Below are 19,724 nucleotides of genomic sequence, written 5' to 3'. Positions count from 1 at the left end.
CTACGTTTTGCTCCAGCCTGCGGGTTGCGGTGATATGCAGCGGATCAATCGGTCTCGCGGATGGCGTCGCCCAGCGCCGACACCAGCCGGTCGATTTCCGCCGGCGTGGCGATGAACGGCGGCGCCAGCTGGATCGTGTCGCCGCCATAGCGCACATAAAAGCCCTTTTGCCAGCATTTCATGGCGATGTCATAGGGGCGGCGCGCCGGTTCGCCCGGTTTGGACGCGATTGTCAGGCCGGCCGCCAGGCCATAGTTGCGGATATCGGTGATGTGCGGCTCGCCTTTCAGGCTGTGCACGGCATTTTCGAAGTGCGGCGCCAGTTCGCGCACGCGCGCCAGCATGGCTTCGTCCACCAGCACGTCGAGCGCGGCCAGGCCGGCGGCGCAGGCCACCGGGTGCGCCGAATACGTGTAGCCATGGGCGAATTCGACCATGTAGTCGGGACCGCCGGCGGCCATGAAGGTGTCGTAGATTGCTTTTTTCGCCACCACCGCGCCCAGCGGCTGCGCGCCGTTGGTGACTTGCTTGGCCAGGTTCATGATGTCGGGCGTGACGCCGAAGGCCTCGGCCGCCGTATAGGCGCCGACCCGGCCAAAGCCGGTGATGACTTCATCAAAAATCAGCAGGATGTTGTGGGCGTCGCAAATCTCGCGCAATCGTTGCAGGTAGCCGCGCGGCGGGATCACGACCCCGGCCGAACCGGAAAACGGTTCCACGATCACGGCCGCGATGTTCGAGGCATCATGCAGCGCGATCAAGTCCAGCAGCTCGTCGGCCAGTTCCACGCCGTGTTCCGGCATGCCGCGCGAAAACGCGTTTTGTTTCAGCTGCGTGTGCGGCAAATGGTCGGCCTGGATACCCTGGCCAAACAGCTTGCGGTTGCCGGCGATGCCGCCCACGGAAATGCCGCCGAAATTGACGCCGTGGTAGCCCTTCTCGCGGCCGATCAGCAGGGTCTTGCCGGCCTGCCCCTTGGCGCGCCAATAGGCGCGGGCTATTTTCAGCGAGGTATCCGCGCTTTCCGAACCGGATCCGGTGAAAAACACATAATCGAGGCCCTCGGGCGTCAGTTCCTTGATGCGGTTGGCCAGCGCGAACGATTGCGGGTGGCCGAACTGGAATGCCGGGGCATAGTCGAGGGTGGCGATTTGTTTGCTGACGGCTTCCGTGATCTTCGGGTGGCCGTGACCGAGGCCGCTGCACCACAGGCCGGACAGGCCGTCAAAGATTTGGCGCCCATCGGCGTCGGTGTAATAGCAGCCCCGCGCCGCCACGATCATGCGCGGATCGGCCTTGAAATTGCGGTTGCCGGAAAACGGCATCCAGTGTGCTTCAAGCCATGCGGCGTCGGTACGGGGGCGCGCTTCGTTGATGCCGGCCGCGCCGGCCATGGCGCGTTGCAAGTCGCCTTGTTTCATCGTGGTCTCCTGGTTGATAAATCATCCGATGACGCCGATTCTAGGGTAGCATTTCAGTTTCATATTTATCGCAATATCAACATTCAGTTAGCAGATCATGAAAGTAAAAGCCAAAGCCGTGCTGGGACAGCTCAGCGATATGGATTTCCGCCTGCTGCAAGTGTTCAAGAGCGTGGCCGACTGTGGCGGCATGGCGGCCGCCGGGCTGGAATTGAATATCGGGATTTCCACCGTGAGCCGCCACGTGAAAGACCTGGAAACGCGGCTGCAAATGATCTTGTGCAGCCGGGGCCGGGGCGGCTTTGCGCTGACCGCCGAAGGCGAGCGCATTTACCAGGAAACCCAGCGCCTGCTGGCGTCGGCCGACGCGTTCCGCGCCAGCGTGGACGACATCCACCAGCGCATGGGCGGCCAGTTGCACGTGGCGGTGTTCGACAAGACCGCCAGCAACCCGGCCGCGAAAATCAGCGAGGCGATCGCCCTGTTTGCCGAACAGGCGCCGGACGTGGCGCTGAACTTCCACGTCGCCACCATCAACATGATCGAACGGGGCGTGATCGACGGCCAGTTCCAGGTCGGCATCATCCCGGAACACCGCAGCTCGGACAGCCTGCTGTATGACCGCCTGTTTGGCGAGACCATGCTGCTGTATTGCGGCGCGCGCCATCCCTTGTTCGGCCAGGATAATTCGGCGCTGGACTGGGACAGCCTGCGCCGCCACCAGTTCGCGGGCCTGGGCTACCACTCGCCGAACATGGAAATCAGCCAGCAGGTGCGCCTGCCGCGCAAAGCCACCGGGTTCGACCAGGAATCGATCGCCACCCTGATCTTGTCGGGCTGCTTCCTCGGTTTCCTGCCGGACCATTACGCGCGGGGCTTCGTGGCCGATGGCACGATGCGGGCGGTACACCCGCAACGGTTCCGCTATGACTGCGATTTCGTGGCGATCCTGCGCGGCTCGCCGCAGCCGTCGCGCATCGCCAGCGCGTTCCGGGCGTGTTTGCTGGCGGCGCACCGCATGCGCTGAGCGGGCGGCGCCGTGAAGGTTGGGGCGATACCATTTTAGTGATCGCTTTCGTCAAAAATGGAATTGCCCGCTTGACCCACCCACCCTATACTGCTTTCGGCCCCGGGCAATTCACGGCTTGCCGCCTCTCCACCGATCCAGGAAAACCATGAAAACATCTTTCGCCTTGCCGGCGCTGGTACTCATCACCGCCGCATTTGGTTGCGCAACCAAAAATGTTATGGCGCACACCGGCCTCGACGCCAATGGCCACCTCGCGCCAGCCGCCACAGCTGCCAATAAGCCCGCCACGGGCTTTTCGTTTGTCCTGATGCGGGACGGGGTGCAGGTGCGTGTCGCCGGCGTGACCAAGAACATCTTGTTCTACGGCCCGAAGACCGTGCGGGTGAATACCACGCTGGGCGAAAATTTCTGGCGCCATCCCAGCATCGTCGTCACCGGCAAACCAGCCGCGGTGCCATTCAAGACGCGTGACGGCGCCGCGAGCTTGACCCTGGAAAGCAACTCGCTTCAAATTGTTATCGATAAAACGACAGGCGCGCTCACCTTCAAGGATGCGCAAGGCAAGGTCTACACGCAGGAAAAGCAGAACGCGCCGCAAGCGCTGAAGAAAATCGAGGTGGCCGGCGCGCCCTCCTATGAAGCGCAAAACACTTTGACGCTGAAGCCCGGCGAAGGCATCTACGGTTTCGGTTTCGTCGGCGAAGGCGAGATCAACCGCCGCAACAAGGATTTGCTGCTGGTGCAGACCAACATCGGCATCGTCATTCCCGTCATGATGTCGACCGAGCGCTATGGCATCCTGTGGGACACGTATTCGAAGATGCGCTTCAAGGACAACGCCGACGGCGCCACCCTGTGGGCGGAAAGCGCGCCGGGCGGGGTCGATTATTACTTTATGGCGGGCGACTCGATGGATGAGGTCGTGACCGGTTACCGCGCCCTGACCGGCCAGGCGCCGATGTATCCCAAGCAGGCATTCGGCCTGTTCATGAGCAAGGAGCGCTATCAGACCCAGGCGCGCTTGCTGGAAGTGGCGGAAACCTTCCGTCAAGAGCAGTTCCCGCTGGATTACATCGTGCAGGACTGGCAGTACTGGGGCAGCGATACGGACGGTTCGTGGAGCGGCATGACGTGGAACCGCGAGCGTTTCCCCGATCCGAAAGGCGCGATCCAGCGCCTGCACAACCTGCACCTGAAACTCATGGTGTCGATCTGGCCATCGGTCGGCAACGATACCGCGCTGGCGCAGGAACTGGACCAGGCCAAACTGCGCTTCGAGCCGCTGCACTGGATTTCCAGGAAGGCGCGCATTTATGACGCCTTCAGCCCCGAAGGCCGCAAGATTTACTTCAAGCACGTCAAACAGGGCTTGCTCGACGCCGGCGTCGATGCGCTGTGGATGGACGGCACCGAAGTGGAAGTCGGCACGGCCGCCCACAATGCCGAGGACAATGAACGCGACATCAAGAGCCTGGGCAACAATGCGCTGGGCGACTTTACCCGCTACCTGAACCCGTATTCGCTGATGACGACGCAAGGCACCTATGACGGCCAACGCGCCACCAGCAACCAGCGCGTGTTCACCTTGACGCGCTCGGCCTGGGCCGGAGCGCAGCGCACGGCGGCGGCCTCCTGGTCCGGCGACACGCGCGCCAGCTGGAAAACCCTGGGCGAGCAAATCAACGGCGGGGTCAACGTCACCATCACGGGCACCCCGTACTGGACCCAGGACACGGCGGGCTTCTTTGTCCCGGGCGACTTCCCCGGCGGCGACAAGAATCCCGCCTACCGCGAACTGTATGCCCGCTGGCTGCAATATGCCGCCTTCAATCCCATCATGCGCATCCATGGCACCGACGTCGAGCGCGAACCGTATTTGTTCAAACAGTCGGACCCGCAAATGTACAAGGCGTTGCGCGACGCCGTCGACCTGCGCTACCGGCTGCTGCCCTATACCTACAGCCTGGGCTGGAAAGTCACCCGCGATGGCTATACGCTGATGCGCGCATTGCCGATGGACTTCCCGGACGACCGCGCGGTGCACAACATCAACGACGCCTTCCTGTTCGGCCCATCGTTCCTGGTGCATCCGGTGACGCGCCCGATGTACCGCTTCCAGGCGCCGCCGGCCGCCACCATCCCGGCCACGGCGCTGCGCACGCCGGACGGCAAGCCGGGCCTGGCCGGGCAGTATTTCGAAGGGCGCAATTTCGAGACCCCGAAAGGCAAGACCATCGATACGGCGATCGACTTCCTGTGGCCGGCGCCGCCGCTGGCGGACATTCCGGCCGGGCTGTCCAGCCTGGACCATTTCTCCGCGCGCTGGAACGGTTCCATCGTGGCGCCGGAAGACGGCGAATATGAACTGGGCGTGGAAGGCGACGACGGCTACCGCCTGTTCCTCGATGGCAAACTGGTGGTGGAAGACTGGAACAATGGCGGCAAGCGCTACAAGAGCGTGAAAGCCACGCTGAAGCAGGGCCAGCGCCTGCCGGTCGCCATCGAGTATTACCAGGCCACGTCCGAGCGCTCGCTGCGGCTGGCATGGCGTACCCCGTCGCAGCAAGCCGCGCTGGCAAGCAAGCCGGCCAATGTGGACACCACCATGCGCACCTATTTACCGGCAGGCACCGACTGGTACGACTTCTGGACCCAGGAACGGTTCAAAGGGGGCACGACCGTGGCGAAAGACGTGCCGCTCGACGTGTTCCCGCTGTATGTCCGCGCCGGTTCGATCGTGCCAATGGGACCGTTGGTCCAGTACGCCACCGAACGCCCGGACGCGCCGTACGAAATCCGCATCTATCCCGGCGCCGACGGCAAGTTCACGGTGTATGAAGACGACAACGAGACCTACAACTATGAAAAGGGCCAGTACGCGACGTATGACCTGCGCTGGAACGACGCCGCGAAGACCCTGACGGTCAGCGCCCGCAAGGGCGCCTATCCCGGCCTGGTCAAGACCCGCAAGCTGAACGTGGTGCTGGCCGGGCCGGCCAACGCCGCCGCCATCACGGCGGCGCCGGCCACCAGAACAATCGACTATACGGGCAAGGCCGTGTCGCTGAAGTTCTGACCGGAGCGGCGGCGGCGGGCCAACATCAAGCCCATCGCCGCCGCGCCGAACAGCGCCAGCGACGATGGCTCCGGCACTGTCATGTCATCCATCGCCCACTGGGTGCCGCTGCTGTTGTAGATCACCAGCGTGTCGATGCCGCCCCAGTTCAATCCCACCCACAGCGGCGTCACGGTGTCGATGACGAACGATGCCGGCGTCGCATAGCGCAGCTGGCCATTGGCATAGCCTTCGAACGACAATTCCTGGTCCATCCATGCGGACGTGAAGTAGGCGCCGACGAAATCAAAGGCGCCGGCATCGGCCCTGGAAATCGCCACCGTGCCGCCATCGCGGTTGAACGCGGTGTTGGCGCCCGACACGGCGCCGGTGTCATAGCCGCTGCCCGGGAAGGCGTCGGCACGGATCGCGTTCATATTGTCCCAGTTAAAACCCTGGTAGCCGCCGGCGATGGCTTCGGTATAGTCGCCGGACAAGTCGTCGAAGGTCACCACGCCCGCCGAGGCGGTGGTGGCACACAGGCCCAGTGCCAGGGACAGCAATATGTTTTTCAGTTTCATTTTGTTTTCTCCGTATGCTTAACGTGCGATGCTGGCGATTTCCGCGTCGCTCAAGGCCGCGCCATAGATGCGCAAGTCATCCATCGAGCCTTTATAGGGCGTATCCCACCAGTTCACGCCCAGCGCAAACACGCCATTGGTGGTGGTGAACACATTGGGGAAGTTCGTGCCGGCAAAGCGCTTGACGCCATTGACGTACACATTGACCGCGCCGCTCTTGACAGTGAAGGCCACGTGCGACCATTGCCCCGCCGGGATATTCATGCCCAGGCCCGCGTCATACCACGCGGTGCCCGACCACAGCATGGTGGCGCCGCTGACAAAGTCATGCCCTTTCGGCAGCAGGCTGATCCAGGCGTCGCCGGTGCGGGCGCCGAAGAACGTGGTGGTGAACGCCGTCAACTGGGCCGGCTTGAGCCACAGCGCCACGGTGTACGTGTTGGAGGCAATCAGTCCGTCCGGCAGCCGCACGCCGGTGGCGCCATTGAACACGGCGGCGCTACCCTTCATGCCCGCCTCATACGACAGGCTGCCGCCGGCCACGCCGATCTTGTTGCCGATGACCGCGCCGGCGCCAAAGGTGCCGGCCGAATCGGCCAGGTTGCCGTCAAACGCATAGTTGGCCAGCATGCTGCCCAGCTTGCGCACGGTCACCACGAACTGCTTGGCATACGACGTACTGCCCTTGGTGATGGTGGCGGTCAGGGTCACCGTCACGTCGGAGGCCGGGCTGGTGACCTTGCCGGTATTGCTCAGTACAGCCGGATTCGACGAGGTCCAGGCGATCACGGCATCGCGCGCGCCGCTGGTCGGCAGGGTCATGTCGCCGGTGACGGCATTGGTGTTACCGAGGGTCAGTTCGTTATAGACGGCGGTGGCCACTTGCGCATCGGTGCGTGGCAGCAGCCGGCTGCCCATGATGGACACGCCTTCGCGCGACGTGGCGGAGAACGTCATCACGTAGCTTTTCGACGTTTCATCCCACTGGCTGAGGAACACGCCTTTAAAGGGCGAGGAACCGGGCAGGCTGATCTCGACCTGGTTGTTGCCCACCAGCGCCCAGGTGCCGGACACCGCGCCGGTGACGGCGCCATTGCTGTTCAGGGTGATCAGCTTCGATTTCTTGATGGTGGCGGCAATGTCCTTGGCGTGGTTGACGTACATATAGTCGCCCAGCACGAATTCGCGCCGCACCGTGGCCAGCGTTTCATTGGCGTGGCGGTAAGGCGCCACCACCGGCCAGCCATCGGCATTCATGAACATCTGGTGCGTGCGGATTTCATGCTGTTCGCCGCGCTCGGGGAACCGGCTGTGGAATACCAGGAAGTGCTTGCCGGTGGCGGCGTCGTAATACGCCGAGTTGTGGCCCGCCGAGACATAGCCGGTGCCGATGCCGGTCCCGGCATCGCCGATCTTGCGCTCGAACAGGAAATTGCCCATGATTTTCACGCCGTAGGGCGCGATCGAGGCATCGTCGAACAGCGGCTTGGCCGGGTCGGATTTCACGTTGGCCATGTTGACGCCCTGCGCGTCGAAGTACGGGCCGTCCGGCGACGTGGCGCGCGCCACCCGCATGTTGTAGCCGCCGCTGGCGTCGAGGCCGCCGAACGACGAGAACAGGTAGTAATACTGCGTGACGGGGCTGTACATCACGTACGCGGCTTCGATGCGGCTGTGGTTGCCGCCCATCAGGCGCTTGCCGTAACCCTGGCCCGGCAGCGGCATGCCGGTGGCCGGGTTCATTTGCATGATGAAAATGCCGCCCGAATACGAGCCGTACACCATCCACAGGCGCCCGCCGTTATCGAAGAACACGTTCGGATCGACGGTGTTCGGGTGCTTGAGCGCGTCGTACACCGTGCCATCGTAGCTGGCCTGGCCCCACATGCCGGACTTCAGGATGATGCCCTTGTTGACGTACGGGCCTTCGATCTTGTCGGCCACGGCGATGCCCAGCGCGGAGCGCGGCGAATCGCCCTTGCACGCGTTGTAGTACATATAGAACTTGCCGTCGGCCAGGCGGATCACGTCGGGCGCCCACAAGGTGGTGGTCTGCGCCCAGCTGAAGGTTTCCGCCAGTTCCGTCAAGACGTTGGCCGAACCGTTGAGGAACAGGGAATTGGTGGCGCTGACGGAATCCGTCATTTGCGTCCACTTCATCAAGTCGGTGGATTTGGCCGAGGCCAGGTGCGAGCCGAACACGTAATACGTGCCGCCGGACTTGATGATGGATGGATCGTGGACCGACGCGTTCTGGAAGGCGACCGGGGTATAGGCGGCTTGCGCCATGGCGTTGGGGGCGATACAGCTTGCGGCCAAGGTGGCGGACAATGCGGCGGCCGCTCCCCACAGTGGGAAGGATGTAGTCAAGATGGTCTCCAAGAATATTGTTTTGATTGTGATTGCTTTGCCAGCGATCGCACGATATCGCCCTGCCACCTTGTGCGTCCAATGACGTTTTACGGCGAAGCGATACCCGTTCGGGTATCAGGACAACGCGGAAATCACGCGGGAATAGATGAATGCCTCCAATTCAGTGCAGCGGTGCGGCGGGCGGTTCGGCTTAGAATCGGGCTTCCCCCATGCTGAGGACATCGATATGCGGAGTAAAACTTCCCGGGCCAGTGACCTGGCCGGTGCGGCGCGCCTGGTCACCGGGGCGGTACAGGGCGTGACGGACATTGCCGAGGCGGTACACACGGCGATCCTGACCAACGTCCCGGCGGGCAAGCCGCTGGCGCGCGCGGCGTCGCTGGTGTATGGCGGCGTGCGCGGCACGGCGGGCCTGGCCGGCGCCGGGCTGGAACGGTTGCTGGGCGCGTTGCAAGGCTTCATGGGCGAGGCCGACCCGTCGCACGGGCGCGAAGCGCTGCAAGCCGCGCTCAATGGCGTGGTGGGCGATGCGCTGGCGCGCAGCGGCAATCCGCTGGCCATCCCGATGACCTTGCGGCGCCATGGCGCGCGGCTGGCGGTGGGAACCGAACAGCAGCAAGGCGATATCACCGGCCGCATCGTGGTGCTGGTGCATGGCTTGTGCATGAACGATTTGCAATGGTGCCGCCATGGCCATGACCACGGCGAACTGCTGCGGCGCGAACGCGGCTACACGCCGGTCTACCTGCATTACAACAGCGGCCGCCACATTTCTGAAAATGGCCGCGATTTCGCCCAGCAATTGCAGGCGCTGGTGCTGTCATGGCCGGTGCCGGTGACGGAACTGGCCATCGTCGGCCACAGCATGGGCGGCCTGGTGGCGCGCAGCGCCTGCCATTACGGCGCGCAGGCCGGCTACAGCTGGCCGGCGCTGTTGAAGAACCTCGTGTTCCTGGGATCGCCGCACCATGGCGCGCCGCTGGAACGGGGCGGCAACTGGGTGCACGTGCTGACGGACCTCAGCAAATACAGCGCGCCCTTCTCCCGCCTGGCGAAATTGCGCAGTGCCGGCATCACCGACCTGCGCCACGGCAGCCTGCTCGACAGCGACTGGCAGGGCCGCGACCGTTTTGCCCACAGCCGCGCCTTGCCGCATTTCGTGCCGCTGCCGGATGGTGTCGCCTGCCATACCGTGGCGGCGGCCATGGGCGCATCCGCCGGCGGCCTTAAAGGTAAAATCGTCGGCGACGGCCTGGTGCCACTGGACAGCGCGCTGGGCCGCCATGCCGAACCGGGACGCACGCTGGCCTTTGCGCCGGAACGCCAGGCCGTGCTGCAGGGGGTCAATCACATGGACTTGCTCGATGCGCCGCCGGTGGCGGCGTTGTTGTTGCAGTGGCTGTAATCGCCACGGCAATCTGGCTTTTTTGCTGGAAACACACGAAACTAGCCATATTGCAGCTTCCCCCGTCCACCGATGAAACCATGCCGGTCGCCCCTGGCCTCCATGGGCGCCATGAGCGCCCCGCTCGCATTGGCCGCCTTGCTGGCATGGGGCACGCTCGGCGCGCTGGGTATCCGGGGCGCTGAAGCGCGCGCGCAGGAAGCGGCGCCATTGCTGATCGGCGCCACGTCGGTGGACCGCGCTTCGCGCGCGATGGCGATTGAAGTGGTGCAGGAAGCCTACCGGCGCGCGCAAGTGCCGATCACCATCGAGTATTACCCCACCAGCCGCCGGCTGGCGATGGCCCGCGACGGCAGCCTCGATGGACTGACCGCCGCCATTCACATTGCGGAAATGGCCAAGACCGGCCCCGTCGACGACTTGATCCAGCTGCCGCTGTCCATCGCCCACGAAGACGTCGTCGTCTTCAGCACCCGCGGCCTGCAGTTCACCGTGCAGGGCTACGACAGCCTGAAGCCGTACACGGTCGGTTATGTGCTGGGCATCCCCACGCTGACCACGCGGCTGGCCAGGCTGCGCACCGACCCGGCGGTCAACAGTGAGCTGCTGCTGAAAAAGCTGGAACATGGCCGCACCCAGGTCGCGGTCGATTTCCGCTCCACCCTGTGCGTCGCAAGGGATTTGAACTTGCAGAACGTGCAGGTGCTGGCGCCGCCGCTGGAAGTATTCGATTTATACCATTACCTGCACAAGCGGCACGCGAAGCTCGCCGTGCGCATCGGGAAAATACTGGACGAAATGCGCGCCGAAGGGGCCATCGCGCGCATACACGACAGCGTCAATGCCCGCTACGACAAGCGCTGCGGATGGTGACGCCCGGCCAGGCACGGCGGCGCGCTCAGCGGCGGCGCCGGGCCAGCACGAATTTTTCCAGTTCGGCGCGCGCGTGCTCGATGTGCCGCTTCAGCAGCGATGCGGCGGCCCGCACTTCGCCGGTTTTGCACAATTGGACCAGTTCTTCATGTTCCGCTTCGGCGCGCCGGCAACTCTCGGCGCTCAGGGACAATTGCAGCCGCGTATAGCGGTCGGTTTGCTGCAGCAGGGTGGTGACGATGGCCGACGTGCGGGGCTGGTCGGCGCGCGACATCAGCAGGTTGTGCACCTGGGTGTTCAATTCACCCCAGCGCGCGGGATGCTGCGCGTGCAGCTCTTCCTTGTATTCCGCCAGGATCGCATCGAGTTGCGCGAAATCGGCCGGCGTGAGTTTGGGGGCGGATTTTTTCAGCAGCAGCGGTTCCAGCAGGCTGCGCAGCATGAACAGCTCGCTGATTTCCTCGATCGACATTTCCGACACCACCGCGCCCTTGTGCGGCACGATGCGCACCAGCCCCTCGCCTTCCAGCTGGACCAGGGCTTCGCGCACGGGGATGCGGCTGATGCCGAGTTCCGCCGCCAGCGCATCTTGCCGCAGCTGGAATCCTTCCGGCAATTCGCCGCCGATGATCTTGCGGCGAATGGCATCGGCCGCCTGCTCCGCAACGGTGGTAACGGATAAGGCCGGGGCCTGGAGTGGGGAATTCATCGCGGCAAATCTTCCTGAGTCGAAATGGTATAAATTATATCACTTGACCGGATGCCGGACCGGGTGGCTCCAGGCCGTCAGCGCGGCCGGATGTTTCAGGCAACCACTTGCTTCGACCAGTCGGCGTACCAGGTGCGGAACAGTGCGTACTGGGTCTCGGCATAGCGGCGCTGGGCGTCGCTCAGCACGTCGGTTTCATTGAAGTGCAGCGTGTATTCCTTGTCGCCGTTCAGCACCATCAAGTGCTTGTAATACAGCACCAGGTCGGTGCCTTCATCGAACGACGACAGCACGGCCAGCGCCGATTCCAGCTCGCGTGCCTGGCGGCGCGCGGTGACGTCGCCCTGGGCGGCCTTGCGGCACAGGTCCACCAGCAGCAGCACTTCGCGCGGCAGCGCATTGCCGATGCCGGTGATGGCGCCGGTGGCGCCGCAATTGACGAAGCCGTGGAACACTTGCGTGTCGACACCGGCCATCAGGGTCACGCTGTCATCCTGGCTGGTGATGTGCTCGGCCGCGTAACGCATGTCGGCGGCGCCGCCGAATTCCTTGAAGCCGATCAGGTTCGGGTACTTCGCGCGCAGTTCGAAGAACAGGTCGGCGCGGGTGGCGAAGCCATAGTACGGGCTGTTGTAGATCACCGCCGGCAGCGCCGGGGCGGCTTCCAGGATGGCGGCAAAGTGGGCTTTTTGCGCGGCGGGCGACGCGCCGCGCGACAGCACGCGTGGAATCACCATCAAGCCCTGGGCGCCGACTTTGGCCGCGTGCGCGGCATGCGATACCGCTTCTTTCGAATTCACCGCGCCGGTGCCGACGATGGTCGGGATGCCGGCCGCCACCAGGCGCGCCACGCCTTCCTGGCGCTGCGCTTCCGTCAGCAGGGGCCAGTCGCCCATCGAACCGCAATACACCACGGCGCTCATGCCCAGGCCGATCAGCTCATGGCCCTTGGCGACCAGCGCGTCGAAATCCGGGGTGCGGTCGGCCTTGCACGGCGTCATGAGGGCGGGAATGGTGCCGGTGAAAATGTTGTCGCTCATCGTGTTTCCTTCAATCGTTGGTTAGAGGGGCAGCGGACACATGGATTTTGTCCATGGGTGCATCATACATGAATCGGATATTTTATACAAAGTGATTTAATTTGTCGGCGATAAATTGCGCTATCTCATTGTTTTTAAACGATTTGAGTGAACTGAAGGATTTGGAAAATCTGGAAAATTTGAATTTTCACCGGCTTCCCGGCGTCCCCGGCTGACTCGTGCAGTCATGCTTTTGGCTTCCCAAAACACTTCGTACTTGCCAGCCAGTGATCGGTTTGGCACTAAGATCGAGGGCATGCGGTATGAATCTTTTGACACGGTTTATTACAAAAACACCAACCGGGAACCCTGATGAATTGCGCCCCGCAGGACCAGCAAGCGATGCAGCAACCAATCCAGCCGATCAGCCGGCAACCAGACCAGCCGCTGAGCGTGCATGCCGCCCTGGCCGGCAAACGCATCCTGATCACCGGCAGCACCGGCTTCCTGGCCAAGGTGGTGCTGGAAAAGCTGATCCGCACCGTGCCCGATCTTGGCGGCATCATCCTGCTGATCCGCGCGGCCGATGGCGTCGACGCCCGCACCCGGTTCGAGCGCGAGGTGGCCGCCTCGTCCGTGTTTGAACGCTTGCGCGCCGAGCGTCCGCACTTCCTGCAAGACTTCCTGGCCGACCAGGTCGAGTGCGTGACCGGCGACGTGACGGCGCCCTGCTTCGGCTTGCGGCCACAGGACTTTGGCGCGCTGGCGCGCCGCGTGGATCTCGTGATCAACGCCGCCGCCAGCGTCAACTTCCGCGAAGCGCTGGACGTGGCGCTGGCCATCAATGCCTTGAGCGTGCGCCATATCGCCGAACTGGCGCGCATGGCGCAGGCGCCGCTGATCCAGGTGTCGACCTGCTACGTCAACGGCTACCACAAGGGCGACATCCATGAACAGGCCGTGGCGCCGGCGCGCGCGGCGGTGACGCGCCACGCCGACGAACCACACGACATGGACGGCCTGCTGCAGCGCCTGCAGCACCGCATCGGGCAAATCAACACGGAGACCGGCGATCCGCAACGGCGCGCCCGCCGCCTGACCGCGCTGGGGCTGGCCGAAGCGCACTACTATGGCTGGAACGACACCTATACCTTCACCAAATGGATGGGTGAACAACTGGCGATGCACCATATGCGCGGGCGCGCCATGACCATCGTGCGGCCTTCGATCATCGAGAGCACCCTGCAGGAACCGGCGCCCGGCTGGATCGAAGGGGTCAAGGTGGCCGACGCCATCCTGATGGCCTACGCGCGCGGCAAGACCAGCTTTTTCCCCGCCAGGCCGCAAGCCGTGGTGGACATCATCCCCGCCGACCTGGTGGCCAACGCCATCGTGCTGGCGGCCGCCGAAGCCCTGGCCACGCCGGCCGCGCAGCGCATCTACCAATGCAGCACCGGCTCGAGCAACCCGATTACCGTCGGCGGCGTGATCGAGCGCTTCGTGACCGAAGCGCGCTGCAACTGGCGCAATTACGAGCGCCTGTTTTACCGTGCGCCGAAACATGGCTTCACGGTGGTGAACCGCCCGGCCTTCCTGCTGATGCTGCGCGCCAGCGGCGCCGCCGCCAGCGCATGGAGCGGCGTACGGCGCGTGCTGGGCGCAGGTCCCTCGCCGGCGCTGGAAAAGGTGCGCACCACGCGGCAACTGGCCGCCACCTTTTCGTTCTACACGGCGCCGCGCTACCGCTTCCACAACACACGCCTGATGGCGCTGGCGACCCGCTTCGGCGGGGACGACTTGCAGCGCTACCCGGTCGACACCCGCATCATCGACTGGACCGATTACCTGTGCCGCATCCACATGACAGGCTTGAACCGGTATGCGCTGCGCCCCCGCACAACGGCGGCAGGCACGCCGGCCGGCACGCGCCCCACCCCGCAGCCGGAGGCGCCGCCGCCGGCTATTTTAGAAACGCGCTAATTACAGCAACAGCCGACGCGGCACGACAGCACACGATAAGCGGCGCGGCCAAGGAGACAGCAGCAATGAATCAACACCGGCAATCGGCCGCGCCCATGACGCGGCGCGACTATGCATGGCACCGCATGGACACCGACAACAACATCATGGTCATCAACAGCATCCTGCTGTTCGAAGGACCGGTCGACATGGAGCGCCTGGTCTCGACCATCGCGCAGCGCCTGCCGAACTATCCGCGCTTCACGCAAAAAGTCGAACCGCGGCGCGGCCGCCCGCACTGGGTGGAAGACCTGCAATTCAACATCGCGGACCACATCAAACTGGAACAGATGGAGCATGAGGTCAGCCGTGAAGCGCTGCAGGGACACCTGACGCGCCTGGCCCACCAGCCGCTGGCCGGTGGCCGGCCGATGTGGCACATGACCGTGCTGGACAAGGTCAACGGCGGCCACGCCATCGTGTTCCGGGTCCACCATTGCATCACCGACGGCCTTGGGCTGGTGCACGTGCTGAACCACCTGACGGACGACAACGGCCTGCATTGCCGCACGCCCTCGCCGGCCGACCATCCGCACCGCGCATCGGTGGTGCAAAACACGGTGTGCTCGGCGCTGGCGCGCGGCATCACCCACCTGAAAATCGCGTTCCACGTCTCGCGCCTGTCGATGCTGTTTTCCGATGCGCGCACGCGGCTGAAAAATCCCATGTATGGCGAGAAGCAGCTGGTCTGGCTGCCGCCGCTGCAAATGGAACGGGTGCGCGCCATGAGCAAGCGCATGGGCGTGACCCTGAACGATGCATGGGTGGCGGCCGTCTCCGGCGCGCTGCGCACGTACCTGGAGCAGCGCGGTGAACGGGTCGATGGCCGCGCGCTGCGCGCCGCCGTCACGTTCAACTTGCGCGAAAAAGCCAACGCTTTCCAGCTCGGTAATGAATTCGGCCTGGTCGCGGTGGACTTGCCGACCAATATCGACGACGCCGTCACGCGCTTGCGCCAGTCGAGCGCGCGCATGACCGCCATCAAGCGCTCGCACCAGCCGCGCGCCACCATGGCGTTCCTGTCGATTGCCGGCTGCCTGCCGGCGCCGTTACAGCGTTTCGCGCTGAACCTGTTCACCTCCAAGGGTTCAGTGGTGCTGACCAATATCGAAGGCCCGGGCGGGCGGCGCTACCTGGCCGGCTCGCGCATGACCGACCTGATTTGCTGGGTGCCGCAGGCCGGCAAACTGGGGGTGGGCCTGGCCTTCATCTCGTATGCCGGCCAGATCCAGCTGGCGCTGTTCGTGGACAAGGAACAGGTGCCGGACCCGGAACGTTTGATGGCACTGACCTATGCCGCCTTCGACGAGCTGGAAGCGGCCACGCGCGAACTGGCGCCGGTGCCGGAGGGGGTGGCGGCATTGGCCGGCCATGTCCACGACAATGAAGTTACGGCAGGCTGAAGTATGGGGTTTTCACCACAGATTCTTATCTAAAATCCACAGCATATTGCTTTTAAGAAATCAGAGGATTATCATGGCTTTCAATTGTGAACTTGACCCAGAAAACGTCATGTCACATTTAACAATCATAGCCAAAAGACATGTTGCTAAATGATCCAATAGCCGTCCCGATCCGCAAGGGTCCGCCACGGGCACAAGATGCGATCACTCCGATTGCGGCGACCGCCAAGCCGCATGACATGACGAGTGAAGACGACATCGGCGACGCGCTGACCTTGCTGTCGGAGAGCGGCGACGCCATCTCGATGTACGCCGCCGGCAGCCGTGAGGTGATCCTGGGGCGCATTCTGTCGGTCGATCCCGAATTGCCCCACTTCGTGATGGAATTGAACGAGGGCGCTACCCTGCCGCCGGGCAAAGTCACGTTCGTGGCCTGGCTGCGCACGGCGAAACTGCAATTCACGCTGACCGACAAGGCCTGGAACTCGCAAAAAGGCAAGCCGCAACTGATCCCGATGATTTTCCCGGAGACGTGCGCGGTGCTGAACCGGCGCTCGTCGGAGCGCCTGGAAACGCCGCTGGGCGCCCATTTCATGGCCACGTTTGTGATGAACGGCAATCCCTATGAACTGCCCCTGTACGATTTCTCGGTGGGCGGAGTCGGCCTGCGCTGCTCGAAGAGCGATGCCAAAGGCTTGATCAAGGGACGCAAGTTGCAGGACGTGCGGCTCGACCTGGGCGCGGACACCGTGATCGTCTGCGAACTGGAAATCCGCCTGCCCCGTTCATACCGCTCGTTCCTGCTGGGCGAGCAACTGCACATCGGCTGCAAGTTCCTTAACTTGCCGCCCGAGATGGAAAGCAAGATTACCGGCCTGCTCGATAAAATGAACAGCGGCCAGCGGCGCTGCTGAAGCCTGCCGCGCCGGGGTGCCACACCATCCCGGCCACACATCCTCGTCCGCCCCTTCCGCACCGCCTCCGCTTCCCCCCCTTTCTCTACCGTAAGCAACCGGTAAGCAACCGCGCTTAGGATCGCCCTTGCCCGCTTGGTTCAACATGCCAGGCCTTACAAAACGAATGGAGACAAGATGGAACACGATGTCGTGCAACGGGTCAAGGCTGACCCGAACTACCAGAAGCTGGTCAAGACCCGCTCCCGCTACAGCTGGATGCTGGCCTGGGCCGTGATGATCGTCTACTACGGCTTCACCGCCCTGAACGCGTTCGACAAGCCCTTCATGGCGGCGAAAATCGGCGACGGCGTGATGTCGCGCGGTGTGCCGCTGGGCTTGCTGGTGATCGTGTTCACTGTCGCCATCACGGGCATTTACGTGCGCCGCGCCAACCGTGAATTCGACGCGCTGACCGAGGCCATCCACAAGAACGCCGAAGGCGCCGAATCGGCCAAGGTGGCGGCATGAGCATCCCGATGAATACGCACATGCGCACCCGTCCGGCGTCCCGCACCATCGCCGCCACGGCGCTGACCTTGCTGGCCATGTCCGGCGGCGCCATCGCCGCCCCCGACCTGGGCCAGGCCGCCAAGCAAGCCACCAACTGGACCGCGATCACCATGTTCGCGGCCTTCGTGCTGCTGACCTTGTTCATCACCAAGTGGGCCGCCAAGCGCACCCGCTCGGCCTCCGATTTCTATACCGCCGGCGGTGGCATCACCGGCTTCCAGAACGGCCTGGCGATCGCCGGCGACTTCATGTCGGCGGCGTCTTTCCTCGGCATTTCCGCCGCCGTGTTTGCCAACGGTTTCGATGGCCTGATCTATGCGATCGGCTTCCTGGTCGGCTGGCCGGTATTGACCTTCCTGATGGCGGAACGCTTGCGCAACCTGGGCCGCTTCACCTTTGCCGACGTGGCGGCGTACCGCTTCGCCCAGAAGCCGGTGCGCATGTTCGCGGCATCCGGCACCCTGGTCACCGTGCTGTTTTACCTGATCGCGCAAATGGTCGGCGCCGGCCAGCTGATCAAGCTGCTGTTCGGCCTCGATTACTATGTCGCCGTGGTGCTGGTCGGCGTGCTGATGATGGTGTACGTGCTGTTCGGCGGCATGACCGCCACCACCTGGGTGCAAATTATCAAGGCGGTGATGCTGCTGGCCGGCACCACCTTCATGGCCTTCTCGGTGCTGAAGCTGTATGACTTCAGCCTGTCGGCGCTGTTCGCCAACGCGGTGGAAGTGCACGCCAAGGGCGACGCCATCATGGGCCCGGGCGGTTTCATCAAGGACCCGATTTCCGGCATTTCGTTCGGCATGGCGCTGATGTTCGGCACCGCCGGCCTGCCCCACATCCTGATGCGTTTCTTCACCGTGCCGAACGCCAAGGAAGCGCGCAAGTCGGTGCTGTGGGCCACCACCTGGATCGGTTATTTCTATGCGCTGGTGTTCATCATCGGCTTTGGCGCCATCGTGCTGGTCGGCACCAACCCAAGCTTCAAGGATACCGCCGGCAAACTGCTGGGCGGCGACAACATGGCGGCCGTGCACCTGGCCAACGCGGTTGGCGGCGACATCTTCCTCGGCTTTATTTCCGCCGTGGCCTTCGCCACCATCCTGGCCGTGGTGGCCGGCCTGACCTTGTCCGGCGCCTCGGCCGTATCGCACGACCTGTATGCCACCGTGATCAAGAAAGGCCGTCCGGAACCAGGCAGCGAACTGCGCGTGTCGAAAATCACCACCATCGTCCTCGGCGTCATCGCCGTGTTGCTGGGCATCGTGTTTGAAAAACAGAACGTCGCCTTCATGGTGTCGCTGGCCTTCGCCATCGCCGCCTCGGCCAACTTCCCGGTGCTGTTCATGTCGGTCCTGTGGAGCAAATGCACCACCCGTGGCGCCACCGCCGGCGGCTTCCTCGGCCTGTTGACTGCGGTGACGCTGACCGTGCTGTCGAAATCCGTGTGGGTCGACGTGTTCCACAACGCCCAGGCGATCTTCCCGTACACCTCGCCGGCGCTGTTCTCGATGACGGTCGGCTTCGTCGGCATCTGGCTGTTCTCGGTGACGGACCAAAGCAAGCGCGCCGCGATTGACCGCGCCGGCTTCGAGGCGCAGGAAGTGCGTTCGGAAACCGGCATCGGCGCGGCGGGGGCGACCGCGCACTGATCATCCGCAGGCCTGTGGAGAGTAAAAAGCCCGCTGTCGCGGGCTTTTTGTATTCCGGGAGACGGCTTGCCTCAGGCGATCCTGCACGCCTCGTCAAACGCCAGCCGTGGCGCGCGCGGACGCACCTTCGATGCGTCGCCATAGCCGATGCTGCACACGAAGTTCGAGCGGACAGTGGTGCCGGCAAAGAAAGCGGCGTCGACTTTCGCGTTGTCGAAGCCGGACATCGGGCCGCAATCGAGGCCGAGGGCGCGCGCGGCCATGATCAGGTAGGCGCCCTGCAGCGACGAGTTGCGGAAGGCGGTGGCCTGGATCAGTTCATCGTTGCCCGCGAACCAGGCGCGCGCATCGACGGCGGGCGACAGTTGCGGCAACTTTTCGTGGAACTGCAAGTCCATGCCGATGATGACGGTGACGGGCGCCTGCGCGGTCTTGGCCTGGTTGCCGGGCGACATGCAGGCCACCAATTGCTCCCTTGCTTCCTTGGATTTCACGAACACGAAGCGGGCCGGCGAACCGTTGGCCGACGTCGGCGCCCATTTCAGCACATCGTACAGTTGTTCGAGCTGGGCGTCGGTGACGTCGCGGTCTTGCCAGCCGTTGTGGGTGTGGGCCTGGTAAAACAGGGTATCGAGGGCGGTCTGGTTCAGCATGATTTTTTCAAAGGATGTTAAAAAATGGCAGCGTACACGAAACACGCGGCGCCTGCCGGGGCGGC

At 63.7% G+C, this 19,724-nt stretch carries 15 protein-coding genes; 9 read left to right on the top strand and 6 right to left on the bottom strand.

The features are described 5' to 3' along the window. Nucleotides 1-44 precede the first annotated feature (44 nt). Entirely contained in the window at nucleotides 45-1,394 is a 1,350-nt protein-coding gene (gene aptA / locus AC1RRC_RS04080) for an omega-aminotransferase AptA (protein WP_493054690.1), read from the bottom strand. Between the two features lie 124 nt (nucleotides 1,395-1,518). Here aptA and AC1RRC_RS04075 point away from each other — a divergent pair, with 124 nt between their 5' ends. Both AC1RRC_RS04075 and AC1RRC_RS04070 read left to right on the top strand, forming a co-directional pair. Then, complete coding sequence (locus AC1RRC_RS04075; RefSeq protein WP_493053984.1) at nucleotides 1,519-2,448, top strand: LysR family transcriptional regulator; 930 nt, start codon at nucleotides 1,519-1,521, stop codon at nucleotides 2,446-2,448. Between the two features lie 148 nt (nucleotides 2,449-2,596). Then, nucleotides 2,597-5,527: a TIM-barrel domain-containing protein gene (locus AC1RRC_RS04070; RefSeq protein WP_493053983.1), complete on the top strand. Its 2,931-nt coding sequence runs from the start codon at nucleotides 2,597-2,599 to the stop codon at nucleotides 5,525-5,527. On the opposite strand, the gene AC1RRC_RS04065 is transcribed toward AC1RRC_RS04070, so the two are convergent. Next, complete coding sequence (locus AC1RRC_RS04065) at nucleotides 5,494-6,087, bottom strand: PEP-CTERM sorting domain-containing protein (RefSeq protein ID WP_493053982.1); 594 nt, start codon at nucleotides 6,085-6,087, stop codon at nucleotides 5,494-5,496. The genes AC1RRC_RS04070 and AC1RRC_RS04065 overlap by 34 nt on opposite strands. A gap of 18 nt (nucleotides 6,088-6,105) precedes the next feature. Beyond that, a complete protein-coding gene (locus AC1RRC_RS04060; RefSeq protein WP_493053981.1) occupies nucleotides 6,106-8,457 on the bottom strand; it encodes a family 43 glycosylhydrolase in 2,352 nt (783 codons plus the stop codon). Nucleotides 8,458-8,686: 229 nt separating this feature from the next. Between AC1RRC_RS04060 and AC1RRC_RS04055 the strand changes: the two genes are divergently transcribed. Together AC1RRC_RS04055 and AC1RRC_RS04050 are read left to right on the top strand one after the other, a co-directional pair. Beyond that, the gene (locus tag AC1RRC_RS04055) at nucleotides 8,687-9,865 is read left to right on the top strand and encodes an esterase/lipase family protein (RefSeq protein ID WP_493053980.1); all 1,179 of its coding nucleotides are present in this window, start codon (nucleotides 8,687-8,689) and stop codon (nucleotides 9,863-9,865) included. Nucleotides 9,866-9,976: 111 nt separating this feature from the next. Further along, nucleotides 9,977-10,738, top strand: a complete 762-nt coding sequence (locus AC1RRC_RS04050; protein ID WP_493053979.1) for a substrate-binding periplasmic protein — start codon at nucleotides 9,977-9,979, stop codon at nucleotides 10,736-10,738. Between the two features lie 25 nt (nucleotides 10,739-10,763). On the opposite strand, the gene AC1RRC_RS04045 is transcribed toward AC1RRC_RS04050, so the two are convergent. Next, complete coding sequence (locus tag AC1RRC_RS04045) at nucleotides 10,764-11,447, bottom strand: GntR family transcriptional regulator (protein WP_493053978.1); 684 nt, start codon at nucleotides 11,445-11,447, stop codon at nucleotides 10,764-10,766. 95 nt (nucleotides 11,448-11,542) lie between these two features. Continuing rightward, nucleotides 11,543-12,487, bottom strand: coding sequence for a dihydrodipicolinate synthase family protein (locus AC1RRC_RS04040; protein WP_493053977.1), 945 nt, complete (start codon nucleotides 12,485-12,487; stop codon nucleotides 11,543-11,545). 351 nt (nucleotides 12,488-12,838) lie between these two features. Between AC1RRC_RS04040 and AC1RRC_RS04035 the strand changes: the two genes are divergently transcribed. From AC1RRC_RS04035 to AC1RRC_RS04015, 5 genes are all read left to right on the top strand, one after another. Beyond that, nucleotides 12,839-14,446 carry an SDR family oxidoreductase gene (locus AC1RRC_RS04035; RefSeq protein WP_493053976.1) on the top strand — a complete coding sequence of 536 codons (1,608 nt, stop codon included), beginning with the start codon at nucleotides 12,839-12,841 and terminating at the stop codon, nucleotides 14,444-14,446. Nucleotides 14,447-14,511: 65 nt separating this feature from the next. Continuing rightward, the gene (locus AC1RRC_RS04030) at nucleotides 14,512-15,888 is read left to right on the top strand and encodes a wax ester/triacylglycerol synthase family O-acyltransferase (protein ID WP_493053975.1); all 1,377 of its coding nucleotides are present in this window, start codon (nucleotides 14,512-14,514) and stop codon (nucleotides 15,886-15,888) included. A 239-nt stretch (nucleotides 15,889-16,127) separates the two neighbouring features. After that, nucleotides 16,128-16,802, top strand: a complete 675-nt coding sequence (locus AC1RRC_RS04025) for a flagellar brake protein (protein WP_493053974.1) — start codon at nucleotides 16,128-16,130, stop codon at nucleotides 16,800-16,802. Nucleotides 16,803-16,979: 177 nt separating this feature from the next. Further along, nucleotides 16,980-17,312, top strand: a complete 333-nt coding sequence (locus tag AC1RRC_RS04020) for a DUF485 domain-containing protein (RefSeq protein ID WP_493053973.1) — start codon at nucleotides 16,980-16,982, stop codon at nucleotides 17,310-17,312. 20 nt (nucleotides 17,313-17,332) lie between these two features. Then, nucleotides 17,333-19,006 (top strand): cation acetate symporter, encoded by a 1,674-nt coding sequence (locus tag AC1RRC_RS04015; protein WP_493054689.1) that lies wholly within the window; start codon nucleotides 17,333-17,335, stop codon nucleotides 19,004-19,006. A gap of 71 nt (nucleotides 19,007-19,077) precedes the next feature. Here AC1RRC_RS04015 and AC1RRC_RS04010 read toward each other — a convergent pair whose 3' ends face one another. Then, nucleotides 19,078-19,659, bottom strand: a complete 582-nt coding sequence (locus AC1RRC_RS04010; RefSeq protein WP_493053972.1) for a malonic semialdehyde reductase — start codon at nucleotides 19,657-19,659, stop codon at nucleotides 19,078-19,080. Nucleotides 19,660-19,724: the final 65 nt, after the last annotated feature.

It is taken from the genome of Pseudoduganella sp. GW821-FHT12E03, assembly GCF_058807115.1.
This window is presented reverse-complemented; position numbering and strand designations above follow the sequence as displayed.

What these genes read in the sequence shown, in the direction of transcription:
- aptA (WP_493054690.1), bottom strand. Translation starts at nt 1,394, where the DNA reads ATGGCCGGCGCGGCCGGCATCAACGAAGCGCGCCCCCGTACCGACGCC.
- AC1RRC_RS04075 (WP_493053984.1), top strand. Translation starts at nt 1,519, where the DNA reads ATGAAAGTAAAAGCCAAAGCCGTGCTGGGACAGCTCAGCGATATGGAT.
- AC1RRC_RS04070 (WP_493053983.1), top strand. Translation starts at nt 2,597, where the DNA reads ATGAAAACATCTTTCGCCTTGCCGGCGCTGGTACTCATCACCGCCGCA.
- AC1RRC_RS04065 (WP_493053982.1), bottom strand. Translation starts at nt 6,087, where the DNA reads ATGAAACTGAAAAACATATTGCTGTCCCTGGCACTGGGCCTGTGTGCC.
- AC1RRC_RS04055 (WP_493053980.1), top strand. Translation starts at nt 8,687, where the DNA reads ATGCGGAGTAAAACTTCCCGGGCCAGTGACCTGGCCGGTGCGGCGCGC.
- AC1RRC_RS04050 (WP_493053979.1), top strand. Translation starts at nt 9,977, where the DNA reads ATGAGCGCCCCGCTCGCATTGGCCGCCTTGCTGGCATGGGGCACGCTC.
- AC1RRC_RS04045 (WP_493053978.1), bottom strand. Translation starts at nt 11,447, where the DNA reads ATGAATTCCCCACTCCAGGCCCCGGCCTTATCCGTTACCACCGTTGCG.
- AC1RRC_RS04040 (WP_493053977.1), bottom strand. Translation starts at nt 12,487, where the DNA reads ATGAGCGACAACATTTTCACCGGCACCATTCCCGCCCTCATGACGCCG.
- AC1RRC_RS04035 (WP_493053976.1), top strand. Translation starts at nt 12,839, where the DNA reads ATGAATTGCGCCCCGCAGGACCAGCAAGCGATGCAGCAACCAATCCAG.
- AC1RRC_RS04030 (WP_493053975.1), top strand. Translation starts at nt 14,512, where the DNA reads ATGAATCAACACCGGCAATCGGCCGCGCCCATGACGCGGCGCGACTAT.
- AC1RRC_RS04025 (WP_493053974.1), top strand. Translation starts at nt 16,128, where the DNA reads ATGACGAGTGAAGACGACATCGGCGACGCGCTGACCTTGCTGTCGGAG.
- AC1RRC_RS04020 (WP_493053973.1), top strand. Translation starts at nt 16,980, where the DNA reads ATGGAACACGATGTCGTGCAACGGGTCAAGGCTGACCCGAACTACCAG.
- AC1RRC_RS04015 (WP_493054689.1), top strand. Translation starts at nt 17,333, where the DNA reads ATGCGCACCCGTCCGGCGTCCCGCACCATCGCCGCCACGGCGCTGACC.
- AC1RRC_RS04010 (WP_493053972.1), bottom strand. Translation starts at nt 19,659, where the DNA reads ATGCTGAACCAGACCGCCCTCGATACCCTGTTTTACCAGGCCCACACC.